This window comes from Cellulophaga sp. RHA_52 (genome assembly GCF_007827205.1).
Taxonomy (GTDB): domain Bacteria; phylum Bacteroidota; class Bacteroidia; order Flavobacteriales; family Flavobacteriaceae; genus Cellulophaga; species Cellulophaga lytica.
Map to the genome: position 1 here is coordinate 2,091,331 of NZ_VIRZ01000001.1, position 15,088 is coordinate 2,106,418.

At 32.3% G+C, this 15,088-nt stretch carries 13 protein-coding genes; 2 read left to right on the top strand and 11 right to left on the bottom strand.

Annotation, left to right across the window (positions count from 1 at the left end; genetic code table 11):
- Positions 1–72: 72 nt before the first annotated feature.
- The 9 genes from lepB to udk form a co-directional block, all read right to left on the bottom strand.
- A complete protein-coding gene (gene lepB / locus JM80_RS09235) occupies positions 73–1,767 on the bottom strand; it encodes a signal peptidase I (protein WP_038504496.1) in 1,695 nt (564 codons plus the stop codon).
- Positions 1,768–1,869: 102 nt separating this feature from the next.
- Positions 1,870–2,571 (bottom strand): 4-hydroxy-tetrahydrodipicolinate reductase, encoded by a 702-nt coding sequence (gene dapB, locus JM80_RS09240; protein ID WP_144709839.1) that lies wholly within the window; start codon positions 2,569–2,571, stop codon positions 1,870–1,872.
- A 2-nt stretch (positions 2,572–2,573) separates the two neighbouring features.
- Positions 2,574–3,221 (bottom strand): DUF5683 domain-containing protein, encoded by a 648-nt coding sequence (locus tag JM80_RS09245; protein WP_013619832.1) that lies wholly within the window; start codon positions 3,219–3,221, stop codon positions 2,574–2,576.
- Positions 3,214–4,119, bottom strand: a complete 906-nt coding sequence (locus JM80_RS09250; RefSeq protein ID WP_013619831.1) for a ParB/RepB/Spo0J family partition protein — start codon at positions 4,117–4,119, stop codon at positions 3,214–3,216. The genes JM80_RS09245 and JM80_RS09250 overlap by 8 nt, the downstream gene beginning before the upstream one ends.
- Complete coding sequence (locus JM80_RS09255; RefSeq protein ID WP_034644607.1) at positions 4,119–4,892, bottom strand: ParA family protein; 774 nt, start codon at positions 4,890–4,892, stop codon at positions 4,119–4,121. The genes JM80_RS09250 and JM80_RS09255 overlap by 1 nt, the downstream gene beginning before the upstream one ends.
- 190 nt (positions 4,893–5,082) lie before the next feature.
- Positions 5,083–7,230 carry a methylmalonyl-CoA mutase gene (gene scpA / locus JM80_RS09260; RefSeq protein ID WP_144709841.1) on the bottom strand — a complete coding sequence of 716 codons (2,148 nt, stop codon included), beginning with the start codon at positions 7,228–7,230 and terminating at the stop codon, positions 5,083–5,085.
- Entirely contained in the window at positions 7,223–8,587 is a 1,365-nt protein-coding gene (locus tag JM80_RS09265; protein WP_144709843.1) for a methylmalonyl-CoA mutase subunit beta, read from the bottom strand. The genes scpA and JM80_RS09265 overlap by 8 nt, the downstream gene beginning before the upstream one ends.
- On the bottom strand, positions 8,580–8,912 hold the full coding sequence (locus JM80_RS09270; protein ID WP_013619827.1) for a septum formation initiator family protein: 333 nt from the start codon (positions 8,910–8,912) through the stop codon (positions 8,580–8,582). Before JM80_RS09270 ends, JM80_RS09265 begins: the two co-directional genes overlap by 8 nt.
- A gap of 7 nt (positions 8,913–8,919) precedes the next feature.
- Positions 8,920–9,528, bottom strand: coding sequence for a uridine kinase (gene udk, locus JM80_RS09275; protein ID WP_013619826.1), 609 nt, complete (start codon positions 9,526–9,528; stop codon positions 8,920–8,922).
- A gap of 126 nt (positions 9,529–9,654) precedes the next feature.
- On the opposite strand from udk, the gene JM80_RS09280 reads away from it, so the two are divergent.
- Positions 9,655–10,896, top strand: a complete 1,242-nt coding sequence (locus JM80_RS09280; protein ID WP_255436850.1) for a multidrug effflux MFS transporter — start codon at positions 9,655–9,657, stop codon at positions 10,894–10,896.
- Positions 10,897–10,899: 3 nt separating this feature from the next.
- Here JM80_RS09280 and JM80_RS09285 read toward each other — a convergent pair whose 3' ends face one another.
- On the bottom strand, positions 10,900–11,976 hold the full coding sequence (locus JM80_RS09285) for an anhydro-N-acetylmuramic acid kinase (RefSeq protein WP_144709847.1): 1,077 nt from the start codon (positions 11,974–11,976) through the stop codon (positions 10,900–10,902).
- Between the two features lie 3 nt (positions 11,977–11,979).
- A complete protein-coding gene (locus tag JM80_RS09290) occupies positions 11,980–13,704 on the bottom strand; it encodes a glycoside hydrolase family 3 protein (protein WP_144709849.1) in 1,725 nt (574 codons plus the stop codon).
- 138 nt (positions 13,705–13,842) lie between these two features.
- Between JM80_RS09290 and murQ the strand changes: the two genes are divergently transcribed.
- Positions 13,843–14,658 (top strand): N-acetylmuramic acid 6-phosphate etherase, encoded by an 816-nt coding sequence (murQ, locus tag JM80_RS09295; protein ID WP_013619822.1) that lies wholly within the window; start codon positions 13,843–13,845, stop codon positions 14,656–14,658.
- Positions 14,659–15,088 lie beyond the last annotated feature (430 nt).

Genomic DNA, 15,088 nt, shown 5'->3' on the forward strand with positions numbered 1-15,088 from the left:
TTAAAGCAATTAAAGGTGAGTACATAAGTATATCTACATCTTCACCTTTGGTAATTTTTATTTAGTGTGTTGTTAACTGGTTTTCTTTTTCTTTTTTCTAAAATAGTCAAAAGCAAAATACGCTACTAATATTAGTAAAAAGTACTTTAAATAAGAAACTGGTTCTCCAGAGCCACCAACAGTGGTAAAAAAACGGTTCCAACGAGGTTTCCAGTTTGCAAAACCATCATTAATACCATCTATACTCATCCAAATAAATACCGGTTTACCTACAATATGGTTTTCTGGCACAAAGCCCCAGTATCTACTATCTTCAGATTGGTGTCTGTTATCACCCATCATCCAAAAATAATCTTGTTTAAAAGTATACTTATCTGCTACACTACCGTTTATAGTGATTTGGTTGCCAGCTTGTGCAAGAGTATTGCCTTCATACTCTGTTATTATTTTTTTGTAAAGCGGCAAGTTTTTAGCGTTCAAGTTAATTGTAGCACCAGCTTTAGGAATGTAAATAGGTCCTAAGTTATCTTCTGTTCCTGCTAAATTAGCATTTTGTGGAAATATTTTTGTTGATGGCTTTTTAAAGCTAAATTTAGTAACACTTTCTACAGCTGTTAATTTCTGAATCTTTTTAGCTTCTGCCTCAGTAAGGTTAAAAAGGTTCATATTTCTTACGTCTTCAGCTTTTAAATAGTTTTTTATTTTATCACTTGCAAAACTTCCTGTGTAATAGACATAAGCAGAATCTTGTTTAATTTCATCTAAACTTGTGCCTTTTTCCATTAGTTCTGGCACATTGTTTTTTTGTAAAACCTCTTTAGGTATGCGTATGGTATAGCCAGTAAAGTTTTTTCTGCCTAAAGCGTTAAGAACATTGTTGTCTAATGCATTTTTGGTAGTTACTACATGAAAAAACATCGGTTTAGCTCTATCTGGCAAAATTGTTTTTTCTCCGTTAATATGTACATAACCATCTACAACAGAGATAGTGTCGCCTGGTACGCCAACGCAACGTTTAACGTAGTTAGATTTTTTGTCTATTGGTTTTCTTACTCCCTTTTCTTTTACAAAAAATTGCCTTACTGTATCTGCTGGCCAGCTAAAAACAACAATATCATTTCTTTTTATCTTTTGAAAACCAGGTAATCTAAAATATGGTAATTGTGGTTTGTTTAAGTATGATTTTAATCCTACAATTGGTAATGTATCATGTACCATAGGAGCGGCAACTGTAGTCATAGGTGTGCGTGCCCCGTAATGAAACTTACTTACAAACAGAAAATCGCCAACTAAAAGCGTTTTTTCTAATGAAGATGTAGGGATTACGTATGGTTGTATAAAATAAGTGTGTACAAAAGTTGCAGCTACAATAGCAAACACAATAGAGCTTACCCATTCTCCCAATCCTGTAGTAGGGTGTAGGCTTCTGTCTTCTATGTATTTAACATCTAATGCGTAATTTACGTAATAAATGTAAAACCCAAGTGTTAGTATCACCAACCAAGTATCTACTAAGCTATTTTTACCATAACTTCTTATGGTTTCAACCCATATAACAGGAAACATTAAAAGGTTAATTATAGGTATAAATAGAAGTATAACCCACCATTTTGGTCTTCTAATAATTTGCATTAAAACAATAGCATTGTATACTGGTACTGCAGCTTCCCAAGCTTTTCTGCCTGCTTTTACATATAATTTCCAAGTTCCTAAAAAGTGTATTACTTGTATAATTAGGATAAAAATGATCCACTGAGTTATATTCATTTTTTTATTTTATGGTTTAAAACCTATTGTTGTTTTAAAAGTTAATATTTAAAACTAAATTATTTTTTGCAAAACCGTAAACTTACGGTCGATTTTTAACTTTTAATTAAGCTCCAGAACATCTTTCATAGAAAAAACACCAGTTTTACCTACAATCCACTCAGCAGCTATAACAGCGCCAAGAGCAAAACCTTCTCTGTTGTGTGCAGTATGTGTAATATCTATACTATCTACTTTACTGTTGTAGCTTACAGTATGTGTACCTGGTACTTCAGGTATTCTTTTTGCTACAATAGGTATATGATTTTCATCAGCGTTATTAAGTTGCCAGCCTTTGTATTTAGAGTGTTCTAATACGCCCTCAGCAAGTGTAATTGCCGTTCCGCTAGGGGCATCTAATTTTTTTGTGTGATGAATTTCTTCCATAGTAACATTGTACTGCTCTAAAGACTTCATCATTTTAGCTAAGTAGCTATTTAATTCAAAAAAGATATTAACGCCTAAGCTAAAGTTAGATGCATAAATAAAAGCACCTTGCTTTTGCTTGCATAACGTAACAGCTTCATCATACCTGTTTAACCAACCAGTAGTACCAGATATAATAGGAGTGTTATTGTTTATGCATTTTTCAATATTGCTAAAAGCTGCATCTGGTAAGCTAAAGTCTATAGCAACATCTATATTAGAAAAGTCTATTTCTTTAGTGTCTGCATCAATTTTAGCAATAATAGTATGGTTTCTATTAATGGCTATTTGTTCTATCATTTTCCCCATTCTTCCGTAACCGAACAAAGCTATATTCATACTTAAAATTTTATTTGTAGAGCAAAACCATAATTAGGATCTGCTGTAATAGTGTTGTATTCTAAATAAGGTTTAATGTTAAAGCTAAGGTTGTCATCAACATTAAACTGTCTTAAATGTGCTTTTACATTGGCTTCAATAATATTTAAAGCATAAAGTCCAATTGTAATTAGTAGTGATAAATCTCTGTCTTCTTGGTAGCGTTCTTGTGCTCTTTGTAAATCATCATCATCTAACCTTGGGTTTCCTGGGTCAATTTCTTGCCCATTAAAGGCATAAAACTCATCATCCATAAAACCAGCTTTTCTTCTTTTAAAAGCATCTCTGGTTCTGTTGTATTGCTTGTTATTAAAACTGTATGCATATACACCAGTACCTATTGCAGCGTAGACCAAAGGAACTTTCCAAACGTCTCCGTTGTAAACTTGTCCTAAACCTGGTAATATGGCAGAATAAAAAGCTGCTTTACTTGGTTCTAAAGGGTCTATTCTTTGATTTTTACTTATAAAAGCTTCATCTACAAGTACACCTTTACCTTTTAAATCTTGCGCAATAGAATCTTTCTCTTGCTTAGGTTTTTCAAGATCTTGAGACCAACCTAAAGCAACAAAAAAACTAAAAAATAGTATAGTAGTTAGGTTTTTAAGCACCAGTAATTAATTTTTTTAATCGATCAAAATCCTCTGCAGAAGTAAACGAAATTGTAATTTTTCCTTTTCCTTTTTCTGTAGCAGTTACGGCTACTTTGGTGGCTAAATGTTTTTCTATTTTAGCAGAGCCTTCTTTTACAAAATCTGGAGATTTAGTAGTTTTTTTTGCAGTAGGTTTTGCAGACTTACCACCTTCTTGGTGTTCTTTTACAGCTTTTTCAGTTTCTCTTACAGATAAATTATTGGCTACAATTTTCTCGTACAAATCTATCTGATCAGATTTTTTCTCAACATTTATTAATGCTCTACCGTGGCCCATACTAACAAAACCATCTCTAATTCCGGTTTGTATAATAGGATCTAATTTTAAAAGACGTAAATAGTTTGTTATGGTAGATCTTTTTTTACCAACACGCTCACTCATTTTTTCTTGAGTAAGTTGTATTTCGTCTATTAATCTTTGGTAGGATAATGCTATCTCTATAGGATCTAAGTCTTGCCTTTGGATATTTTCTACCAAAGCCATTTCTAAGGATTCTTGGTCGTTAGCAATTCTTATGTATGCAGGTATTGTTTCTAAACCAAGTAGTTTAGAAGCTCTAAATCTACGTTCACCAGAAACAAGTTGGTACTTGTTAAATTCTAATTTACGTACAGTAATAGGCTGTATAACACCTAGTTCTTTTATAGATGTAGAAAGTTCTACTAAAGCTTCTTCATTAAAATGAGATCTTGGCTGAAAAGGGTTAACTTCTATTAAATCTAAATCTAATTCAATTATATTACCAACAACCTTGTCTGCATTTTTATCATCAGCAGAATTAATATCATTTTCAGGATCTTTAAGTAAGGCAGATAAACCTCTACCAAGAGCCTGTTTTTTTGTTGCTTTCGCCATTATACTTTCTCCTTATTTTTTTTCATTATTTCGTTTGCCAAATTTAAGTAATTGGCAGCACCTTTACTACTGGCATCATACTTAATAATGCTTTCACCGTAACTAGGAGCTTCACTTAATCTAACATTTCTTTGTATAATAGTATCAAAAACCATTTCGGAGAAATGTTTTTTAACTTCTTCTACTACTTGGTTAGATAATCTTAATCTAGAGTCAAACATTGTAAGTAGTAAACCTTCAATATCTAATTCTGGATTATGAATTTTTTGCACACTTTTAATAGTATTTAACAATTTACCAAGTCCTTCTAATGCAAAATACTCACATTGTATTGGAATTACAACAGAGTCAGACGCTGTTAGTGCATTTAGCGTTAAAAGTCCTAAGGAAGGAGCACAATCTATAAGAATATAGTCGTACTTATCTTTAAGTTCACCAATTGCTTTGCGCATCATATACTCCCGTTGTTCCTTGTCTACTAATTCTATCTCAATTGCAACTAAGTCAATATGAGACGGAATTAAATCTACATTAGGAGATGTGGTAGGCATAATTGTTTCAGAAGCAGATTTGGTGTGCTCTAACAATTCATACGTACCAACTTCAACACTTTCAACATCTATACCTAAGCCAGAAGTTGCGTTTGCTTGGGGATCTGCATCTATTAGCAGTACTTTTTTCTCTAGTACGCCTAAAGAAGCTGCAAGATTAACAGAGGTGGTTGTTTTTCCAACTCCACCTTTTTGGTTAGCTATGGCTATTATTTTGCCCATTGTCATAGTAAGTTTAGTGAGGCTAAAAATACACTTTTTTACGACTATATAAAACCGAAGTTGTTAATAGTTTGTAAATAAAAAGCAGCTATACACAGCTGTTTTTGTTTTTATAGCGCCAAAATTACGGTTAAATATTAATTTTTTAACTCATTTTCAGCGCATTTTATTTTAAAACAAGGGCAAAAAATTATGCCATTAAAATTTCTAAAATTTGAATAGCTGCATCACTAATTTTTGTTCCAGGTCCAAAAACAGCAACAGCTCCTGCGTCAAACAAAAACTGGTAATCTTGTTTAGGCACTACACCACCAACAATTACCATTATATCTTCTCTGCCGTGTTTTTTAAGTTCTTTAATAACTGCAGGTACAAGAGTTTTATGACCAGCAGCTAATGAAGAAACACCTAATATATGTACATCATTTTCTACGGCTTGTTTGGCAGCTTCTTCTGGTGTTTGGAAAAGTGGACCTATATCTACATCAAAACCTAAGTCTGCGTAACCAGTAGCAACTACTTTTGCACCACGGTCATGACCATCTTGTCCCATTTTAGCAACCATAATTCTTGGTCTTCTTCCTTCGGTTTCAGCAAAAGCATCTGCCATTGCTAAAGCTTTTTTAAAGCTTTCATCGTTTTTAATTTCTTTAGAATACACGCCTGTAAATGATTGTATTTTTGCTTTGTGTCTGCCATAAACTTTTTCTAAAGCATCACTAATTTCTCCTAATGTTGCTCTGTGTTTAGCAGCTTCTACAGCTAAAGCTAGTAAATTTTTATTAGGTTCTTTACTAGTAGTGTTATTTTTACTTTGTTGGGCAGCTTTAGTTAAATTTTCTAAAGCTTGCGTAACTAACTTAGCATTTCTGGTTCTTTTAATTTGTGAAAGTCTCTCTACTTGTTGCTTGCGTACTTGCTCATTATCTACCTCTAAAATGTGTAAATCATCTTCGTTCTCTAATTGGTATTTATTTACACCAACAATTACATCTTCATTACTATCTATACGAGCTTGTTTTTTTGCAGCGGCTTCTTCTATTCTCATTTTAGGTATACCAGCCTCTATAGCTTTGGTCATACCCCCTAATTCTTCCACCTCTTCAATTAGTGTCCAAGCTTTTTGTGCAATTTCTTCAGTAAGTTTTTCTACATAATAACTACCAGCCCAAGGATCTACCGTTTTTGTAATTTTAGTTTCTTCTTGCAAGTAAATTTGTGTGTTACGTGCAATTCTAGCCGAAAAATCTGTTGGTAGAGCAATTGCTTCATCCAAAGCATTGGTGTGTAAACTTTGCGTACCTCCAAAGGCAGCAGCGGCAGCTTCTATTGTGGTTCTGGCAACATTGTTAAATGGGTCTTGCTCTGTTAAGCTCCAACCACTAGTTTGGCAATGTGTACGTAATGCTAAAGATTTTTGATTTTTTGGGTTAAATTGCTTTACCAGTTTAGCCCATAGCATACGGCCAGCACGTAGTTTTGCAACTTCCATAAAATGGTTCATTCCTATAGCCCAAAAGAAAGATAGGCGAGGAGCAAAACTATCTATATCCATACCAGTTTTTAGTCCGGTTTTAATATATTCTAAACCATCAGCTAAGGTATAAGCAAGTTCTATATCTGCTGTTGCACCAGCTTCTTGCATATGGTAGCCAGAGATACTTATACTGTTAAATTTAGGCATAAACTGGCTAGTGTACTCAAAAATATCTGCAATAATTTGCATAGATGGTGTAGGTGGGTAAATGTATGTATTACGCACCATAAACTCTTTTAGAATATCATTTTGTATAGTACCTGCTAATTGGTCTAACGCAACACCTTGTTCTTGTGCAGCAACAATATAAAACGCTAAAATGGGCAAAACAGCACCATTCATAGTCATAGAAACCGACATTTTATCTAGCGGAATACCACCAAATAAAATTTTCATATCCTCTACAGAGTCAATGGCAACGCCAGCTTTACCAACATCTCCAACTACACGTTCGTGGTCACTATCATACCCTCTATGCGTAGGTAAATCAAAAGCAACAGATAACCCTTTTTGGCCAGCAGCTAAATTACGTCTGTAAAAAGCATTACTCTCTTCTGCAGTAGAAAAACCAGCATATTGCCTTATTGTCCATGGTCTACGCACATACATAGTAGAGTATGGGCCCCGTAAGTTTGGAGCCAAACCAGCAGCAAAGTTTAAATGTTCTACGCCTTTTAAATCTTGTTTAGTGTATGTTTTTTTTACAGGAATACCTTCTGCAGTGTTAAAAATTGAAGTATCAGATTTTTTAGCACTGTTATCTATATTTAGTTCTAAGTGTTGTAAATCTTTTCTACTCATCTTTTAATCTGTTTTGTTCTAGGCTTTCTGCCAATCTCTTTTCAATAATTGGTTCTATTAAAGTTTTACGTGCATTTGTTTTTACAAAAGGGTATAACTCTAAGTCTTCATTAATTTTGTCTTCCTTATTTTGATATTTATTGGTACCAACCAAAACTTCTTTTTCTGTATTAAAAAGTTCTTGTTCTTTAGCGGCACTTTCTTTTATTTTTTTCTGTACTTGATGAGATTTTAAGTTTGATAAAAACCCGCCTGTTGCTTCTACAGATTTAAAAAGTTCTAACGCTTTTTCTGCTAATTGATGCGTTAGAGACTCTATATAATATGCACCATCTGCAGGGTTATTTACCACATCTAAATAACTTTCCTTTTTTAAAATAAGTAATTGGTTACGTGCAATACGTTCTCCAAACTCATTATCTTTATGGTAAATAGCATCATAAGCTAAGTTGTAAATTGTATTTGCACCACCCATACTTGCTGTCATACATTCTGTAGTTGTACGTAGCATATTTACATTATAATCGTACAACGTTTTATTTCGTTTACTAGGCAGAGCTAAAATAGTACAGTCTGCATTTGTGTTGTATTCTGCAGTTAGTGTTTTCCATAATAAACGTAAAGCTCTAAGTTTTGCTATTTCAAAAAAGTAGTTGCCAGATACGCTTACAGTAAATGTTATATTAGGAATGGTACTGTTTTTAAAATGATTTAAGTACTCATTTGCGTGTGCCATTGCATAAGCTAGCTGTTGTACCATTGTTGCGCCTGCATTTTGGTATGTGCTAACGTTTACACCTATAGTATTTTTAGTGCTGGTAATTGCAGCAATTTTATCTAGTTCTTGGTGATCTTTAGCAAGGTTGTAAAACCAGTTTCCAGAGCTAGCTAAATTACCAATAATATCTATATTGTAATGCACGGTTACAGATTGGTCTTTGGTAAATGCATCAATTTTGCTAATATATTCTGATGATAAAAACTGTAAGAAAAAATAAACCGTTCTGTTTTTAAGATCAATGTTTTTTAAAAGCACATCAATCTTAATACTATCATTTGGTATGGTAAAAATTAAATCTTCTGCACCTCTGTCTAATACATCTAAGGCTTTTTTGTTTGAAGCATTTTCATTTTGCACAAAAATAGCCTGACCAATATTCCAATCTGGAGTATTAATATTTGTAGTTTTTCCGTCTAAATCATCTATGTTATAAAACGGCTTAACTTTAATATCTTCTGGAGATTTCCAAACTAGTGTGTTGTTATAGTCAGCACCTTTTAAATCTACCTGAATTTTTTGTTTCCATTCCTTGGTAGTCACTTCAGAAAAATCATTAAATAATTTTGTTTTACTCATCTTCTTTAGTTTTTATGCTGTCTTGGTATTCTATTAAATAAATTTCTTCATCTTTCTTTTTAAGAAAGTATTGTTCACGAGCAAATTTCTCTAACTCTTTAGGGTCGCTTAGTTTTTCAATAATTTTTTTATCCCTTGCTATCTCATCCTTTAAGTATTCTTTTTGCTTTTCTAAACTTTCAATTTGGTTTTGCAATTCGTTGTGGATAAAGAGCGAGTTTGTATCAAAAAAAATCATCCAAATAACAAAAACGGTGAGTACTAGCACATACATATTTGTAGCTATACCAAACCATTTTTTATTTCTAAGCTTTTTAAATATCATCTAAAAGTTACACTAATTTTTCGTTTATAATGGTACGTACAATATCTATAGCAACTGTATTGTGTTTGTTGTTAGGTATAATAATATCTGCATACTCTTTACTAGGTTCTATAAACTCTGCATGCATTGGTTTAATAGTGCTTTGGTATTTTTCTAGAGTTTCATCTAAATTCCAGCCACGTTCATTAACATCTCTTTTTATACGTCTAATTAAGCGCTCATCAGAATCTGCGTGTACAAAAATCTTAATATCCATCATTTTTCTAATTTCAGGATCTGTCATAATTAAAATACCCTCTACAATTACTACTTTTCTAGGCTCTGTAGGCACAGTTTCTGCTGTTCTGTTACACTCTAAAAAAGAATATACAGGCTGTTGTATTGTATTACCTTGTCTTAATTCTTCTAAATGTTGCTTTAATAATTTAAAGTCTATAGAAAGCGGGTGGTCAAAATTTGTTTTTCTTCTTTCTTCTAATGGTAAATGAGAAAGATCATTGTAGTAAGAGTCTTGAGAGATTACGCATACTTCATCATCTGGTAATTCATTAATAATCTGGTTTACAACAGTTGTTTTTCCGCAACCAGTACCACCAGCTATCCCAATTATTAACATAAATTTAATTTTTTTTGTCAAAAATACAATTTTGCAATTATATATTTTTGATTATTACGTTTAGTATTGATTTTATTACGTTAAACGCACTTACTTTAACTTAAAATTTAATGTTGTTAGCCTGTTATTTTAAAGCAAGTAAGTTATTTTTGCAGGATGCAAAAAAACTCTTCAAAAAAACAGTTTGAATTTGTAGCCTTAATGGCATCGTTAATGTCTATTGTGGCTTTAGCAATAGATGCTTTGTTACCTGCAATTTCTTATATAGGAGAAGCTATAAATAGTGTTGACCCCACAAAAAATCAGATGTTAATTACAATGATATTTTTGGGTTTAGGTGTTGGTCAATTGTTTTTTGGACCGCTATCAGACAGTTATGGTAGAAAACCAATAGTGTATACAGGATTTACCATATTTACTGTAGCTAGTATTGTTTGCGTAAATGCAACATCTTTAGAGGTTATGATAGTTGGCCGTATTTTTCAAGGAATAGGGTTGTCTGCACCCAGAACTATTACAATTTCTATAATTAGAGATATGTACAAAGGAGATTATATGGCAAAAATAATGTCTTTTGTAACGGCCTTTTTTATTTTAGTTCCTGTTGTAGCGCCAGCGGTTGGAAAAACTGTATTAAATATGTACAATTGGCAAGCTATATTTTATGTGCAATTATTTTTTGCTTTAATTGTATCTATTTGGTTTTGGAAAAGACAAAAAGAAACGCTTAAGCCAGAATTTAAAATTCCGTTTACGTGGTCTATTTTTTTAGATGGATTAAAGGAGTTTGTAAAACATAAGGAAACTATTGCTTTTACATTAATATCTGGATTAATTACTGGAGCCTTTTTGGTTTATTTAAGTGCGGCTCAACATATTTTTGAAGATCAATTTAACTTGGTAAATGAGTTTCCGTATATATTTGCTGGTTTGGCAGTATCTATAGGTTCTGCAACTTTTTTAAATGGTACATTGGTATTACGCTTTGGAATGCGAAGATTAATTTTTATTGCACTGAGTTTGTTTTGTGTAATAAGTATAACATATTCTATTTTATTTTGGGGTGCAGCAAACCCACCTTTACCAATTTTAATAGGCTTTTTAGCAATACAGTTTTTTTGTTTAGGGTTTATTTGGGGTAACTCTAGATCGGTAGCAATGGAGCCTATTGGGCATATTGCAGGTGTTGGTGCTGCTATAAATGGTTTTGTGTCTACTTTAATATCTATACCAATAGCAACCCTAATAGGTAGTTATGTGCATACAACAGTATTACCTTTGTTTGTAGGTTTAGCTGTTTGTGGTAGTTTATCTCTTTTTGTATTTATGCTTATTAAAAAAACAAGAACAGCTGCTTTGTCTAAATAAGTTTTACTGCGGAATATATATTACACCACAACTAGAATCTTTTTTAGCACCAGTAACAGAGGCTAATGCATTTGGTTGCTCTAAATGACGCAATACTCCCATAAAAGCGAAAATTAATGCTTCTTTAAATTCTATTACAGTTTTAGATGTGGTATCTATTGTAAAACTAGTTCCTAATTTACTTTTTAAAGTATTCATTAAGAAGCCATTTAAAGCACCGCCTCCAGTAACTAATAATGTGTTATTTTTTTTTGTAGATGCAGCCAATAAATCATTAGAAATGCTACTACATATATGCTGTATTAAAGTGTGTAAAATATTTTCTGTTGTGTCTTTAGTATTTTCTAAAACAGGAATAATTTCTTTTTTAAACCACTCAAATCCTGTAGATTTTGGGTAATGTAGTTTGTAGTAGGTTAGGTTATTTAAAGTATAAAATAACTCCTTATTTAAAACACCACTTTTAGCGAGTTCCCCATTTTTGTCGTAAGCTAAATTTATTTTATTGGTAATATAGTTTAAGGCCATATTAGCTATGCCTATATCATAAGCTACTCTTTTATTGTTTTGTTGAAATGATACATTGCTAATACCTCCTAGGTTAAGACAAAAATCATATTCAGAAAATAAGAGCATATCGCCAATTGGCACCAACGGGGCACCTTGTCCGCCAAGGGCAACATCATTACTTCTAAAATCACAAATAGTTTTTATGCCGCAGACATTTGCCAAATGTTGTCCAGATCCAATTTGTAAAGTAAAACCCTTTTCTGGTTTATGGTGTGTAGTATGTCCGTGACTAGCGATAAAGTCTACTTGTAAATTATAGTTTTTAATAAATAAATTTACCTGTTCCCCTAGCCAAGAGCCATAAAAGTTATGCAGCTCTGTAAACTCTGGAACAGCTAAATTTATAGCATTTTTTAATTGCGCTTTAAATTGAGGCGTATAATCTACACTTTTTGTGTTTAGGATTTTAAATTCCCAATCTTTATCCTTTTTTAAAAACTGACAATACGCAAGGTCTAAACCATCTAAAGACGTGCCAGACATTAACCCTATTACGTTGTATGTATGCATAAATTAATCTATTGAAACGGATAGTTTTCCTTTAGCATTTACCTTTTCTAAAAAATGTTCTGCAGCATATTCCTGAAAAACAGGAAAGTCTTGGTATGCAACTATTATATTTTTAGCATTACTAGTATCTATTGTAGTTAGTACATAAGGGTTACCAAATACATATAGTATTACATTTTTTGTAGCCATTAAATTGGTTAATAACTGTAATTCATTATCAGAAATTCCAAAGTTATTTTTAGGTTTAATACTTGGCGGATATAAAGCTACAACTATATTTTCTTCAGTTTTTACAGCTTCTTTTATTTTAGATACTGTAGTTGTGGTTGTGTTGTAGCTAGTAAATTTTAATTCTTCTTTTATCGTATTAAAAAAAAGATTCTCTTTATTACTAGTTATCTCAATACCAGCAAATCCATCAGACTTAAAATTAGTAATCGTATTGGTGTCACCTTTAACAGCAGTTAAACTTTCTGCAGCTAATTTTGTGTTTAAACTTTTTGAAGTGTAATACTCTTTAGACGGACTAACAACAGTATTCATTGCTTTTTCTTTAAGCTGCCAAACTCTTTTAAAGCTTTCTTCAATTTGTTGCTCTGTGGCATTTTTTAAAATAGTAGCAATACCTTCTTTAGTATTTTCTGCAAAACATAGTACATCATTACCAGCATCAAAGGCAATCCACTCCAATTCTCCTTTGGTAGGGTATAGTTTAGATACACTACGCATATTTAAGGCGTCAGAAATTACTACATTATTAAAATTCATTTCTCCTCTTAAAAGTCCTTTTATTGTTTTTTTAGATAGGGTAGTAGGTGTATTTTTTTCTTCGGTTAGTGAAGGTACAGCCAAATGGCCTATCATTACGCTTTCTATTCCGTTATTTATAAGTTGCTGAAAAGGGTATAACTCATTTGCTAATAAAGCTTCTTTGGACTTATTTATTACAGGCAATCCAATGTGCGAGTCAGTAGCTGTGTCTCCGTGACCTGGAAAGTGTTTAAGACAGCTAATAATACCTTGGCTTTGCATACCATTAACAAAAGCAATGGCATTTTTAGTTACTAGTTCTTTGTTTTCTCCAAAAGACCTATAGCCAATTACCGGGTTTTTAGGATTGTTATTAATGTCTACAACAGGAGCCAAGTTCCAATGTACACCAGCATCTTTACAATCTTTAGCAATGTTTTTGCCAACTTCATATATCAGAGAATCTTTATTCTGCATTGCACCAAGTGTAATAGCATAAGGGTATTGCGGAGTATTGTCTACACGCATTGCCAATCCCCATTCTGCATCAATAGCAATTAGCAAAGGGTATTTAGCAGCTTTTTGGTATCTTTTTATTAAAGATTTTAATCTGTTTAAACTAAGTGTGTCGCTTTTATTTTGTGCGTCGTTGTTAGCAGCTGCGCTAGTTCTACTTTTAAAAAAGCAAAGCGCACCAATGTTTTGGTCTTTTATAAGTTGTTCTAGTTTTACAATTTCTTCTTCAGTGTCGTTAATATAAGCAGCAGGCATAAAAAGTTGTCCAATTTTTTCTGCTGTTGTAAGTTGTTTTGTAGCTGCTGCATAAGCTTCTATTATGTGTAAACTTTTTGGTTTTTCATTTTGGGTAATAGCTGTTTTTTTAGGTGTATTGTTGCAGCTGATAAATAAAATTAATACAAGAAAAAAAGAAATTTTGTTGGTTTTTAAGTCAAATAAAATTTTAGGGTAATTAAGCATAATGTAATAATGTAAGTTGTTATGCTAAAATAGGTTTTTTATAGGTTGATATTAAATCGACTTTTAAAAAAAACTAATTAAAAAAGATAAAAAGGGTTAAATTTGATAAAAATTTAGAATAACAACCACACATAATACATGTTAGACTACACTAAAGTTACCGAAACTTCATCAAACTATACAGATTTAGAATTAATGAATACTAGTACCATTTTAACTAGTATGAATAATGAAGACAAAAAAATTGCAGATGCTGTTGCATTATGTATTCCTGAGATTACAAAACTGGTAGATGCATTAACAGAACGCTTTAATAAGGGAGGGCGTTTATTTTATATAGGTGCAGGAACTAGTGGAAGGTTGGGTATTTTAGATGCTTCTGAAATACCGCCAACTTTTGGATTGCCACACACTAAAGTTATAGGTATAATAGCGGGTGGCGACACAGCAATTAGATTGCCGGTAGAAAATGCAGAGGATAATAAAGAGCAAGCTTGGAAAGATTTACAAGCTTACGGCATTAACCAGAATGATACCGTTGTGGGTATTGCGGCGTCTGGTACAACACCTTATGTAATAGGAGGCGTAACAAGAGCTAAGGAAAACGGATTGTTAACAGCTTGTATTACTAATAACCCAGGCTCACCACTAACAAAAGCTGTAGAAATTGCAATTGCGGTTATGGTAGGTCCTGAGTTTGTAACTGGTAGTACACGTATGAAAAGTGGAACATCACAAAAATTGGTGCTTAATATGATTTCTACAGCATTAATGATAAAAATAGGTAGGGTTAAAGGAAACAAAATGGTAAATATGCAGCTTAGTAATGATAAGTTGGTAGACCGTGGAGCTCGTTATGTAGTTGAAGAGTTAAATATTCCTTATACAGAAGCTGAAACTTTACTTAAAAAGTACGGATCAGTAAAAAAAGCAGTAGAGTCTTATAAAAAATAATCATTTATAATTTATTTTTTAAAGTTATAAATGAAAAAGGTGCATTTGCATTACGTTTTATAATTTTAGTAGCAATACATCAAAAAAAACAATAAGTTTAAAAACACAGTAACACATTATAAATATATGGGTTACTGTGTTTTTTGTTTTACTTATGTTGTAAATAAAACAAAATATAGTGGTTTAGGTTCTTTGTTTTTTAGGTTGTAAAGTTAAAAAATGTTCTTATTTTTGTAGTTAATTACTTACTGTTTAAAGTTGTGTTATATGGCGTTAACTGTTGTATAATGTACTTTTATAGATTAAATACATAAAATAGGACACTATTTTACATTTTTTGACGTTAATATAGACCTAAGAGTTATAATGATTTAAAAATACAGTTTTTACAAAATTACTCTAAAGTTTATAGCAATTCCCCAAGTTGCCA

Coding starts and splice junctions, on each gene's coding strand:
- lepB (WP_038504496.1), bottom strand. CDS start 1,767: ATGAATATAACTCAGTGGATCATTTTTATCCTAATTATACAAGTAATA.
- dapB (WP_144709839.1), bottom strand. CDS start 2,571: ATGAATATAGCTTTGTTCGGTTACGGAAGAATGGGGAAAATGATAGAA.
- JM80_RS09250 (WP_013619831.1), bottom strand. CDS start 4,119: ATGGCGAAAGCAACAAAAAAACAGGCTCTTGGTAGAGGTTTATCTGCC.
- JM80_RS09255 (WP_034644607.1), bottom strand. CDS start 4,892: ATGGGCAAAATAATAGCCATAGCTAACCAAAAAGGTGGAGTTGGAAAA.
- scpA (WP_144709841.1), bottom strand. CDS start 7,230: ATGAGTAGAAAAGATTTACAACACTTAGAACTAAATATAGATAACAGT.
- JM80_RS09265 (WP_144709843.1), bottom strand. CDS start 8,587: ATGAGTAAAACAAAATTATTTAATGATTTTTCTGAAGTGACTACCAAG.
- JM80_RS09270 (WP_013619827.1), bottom strand. CDS start 8,912: ATGATATTTAAAAAGCTTAGAAATAAAAAATGGTTTGGTATAGCTACA.
- udk (WP_013619826.1), bottom strand. CDS start 9,528: ATGTTAATAATTGGGATAGCTGGTGGTACTGGTTGCGGAAAAACAACT.
- JM80_RS09285 (WP_144709847.1), bottom strand. CDS start 11,976: ATGCATACATACAACGTAATAGGGTTAATGTCTGGCACGTCTTTAGAT.
- JM80_RS09290 (WP_144709849.1), bottom strand. CDS start 13,704: ATGCTTAATTACCCTAAAATTTTATTTGACTTAAAAACCAACAAAATT.
- murQ (WP_013619822.1), top strand. CDS start 13,843: ATGTTAGACTACACTAAAGTTACCGAAACTTCATCAAACTATACAGAT.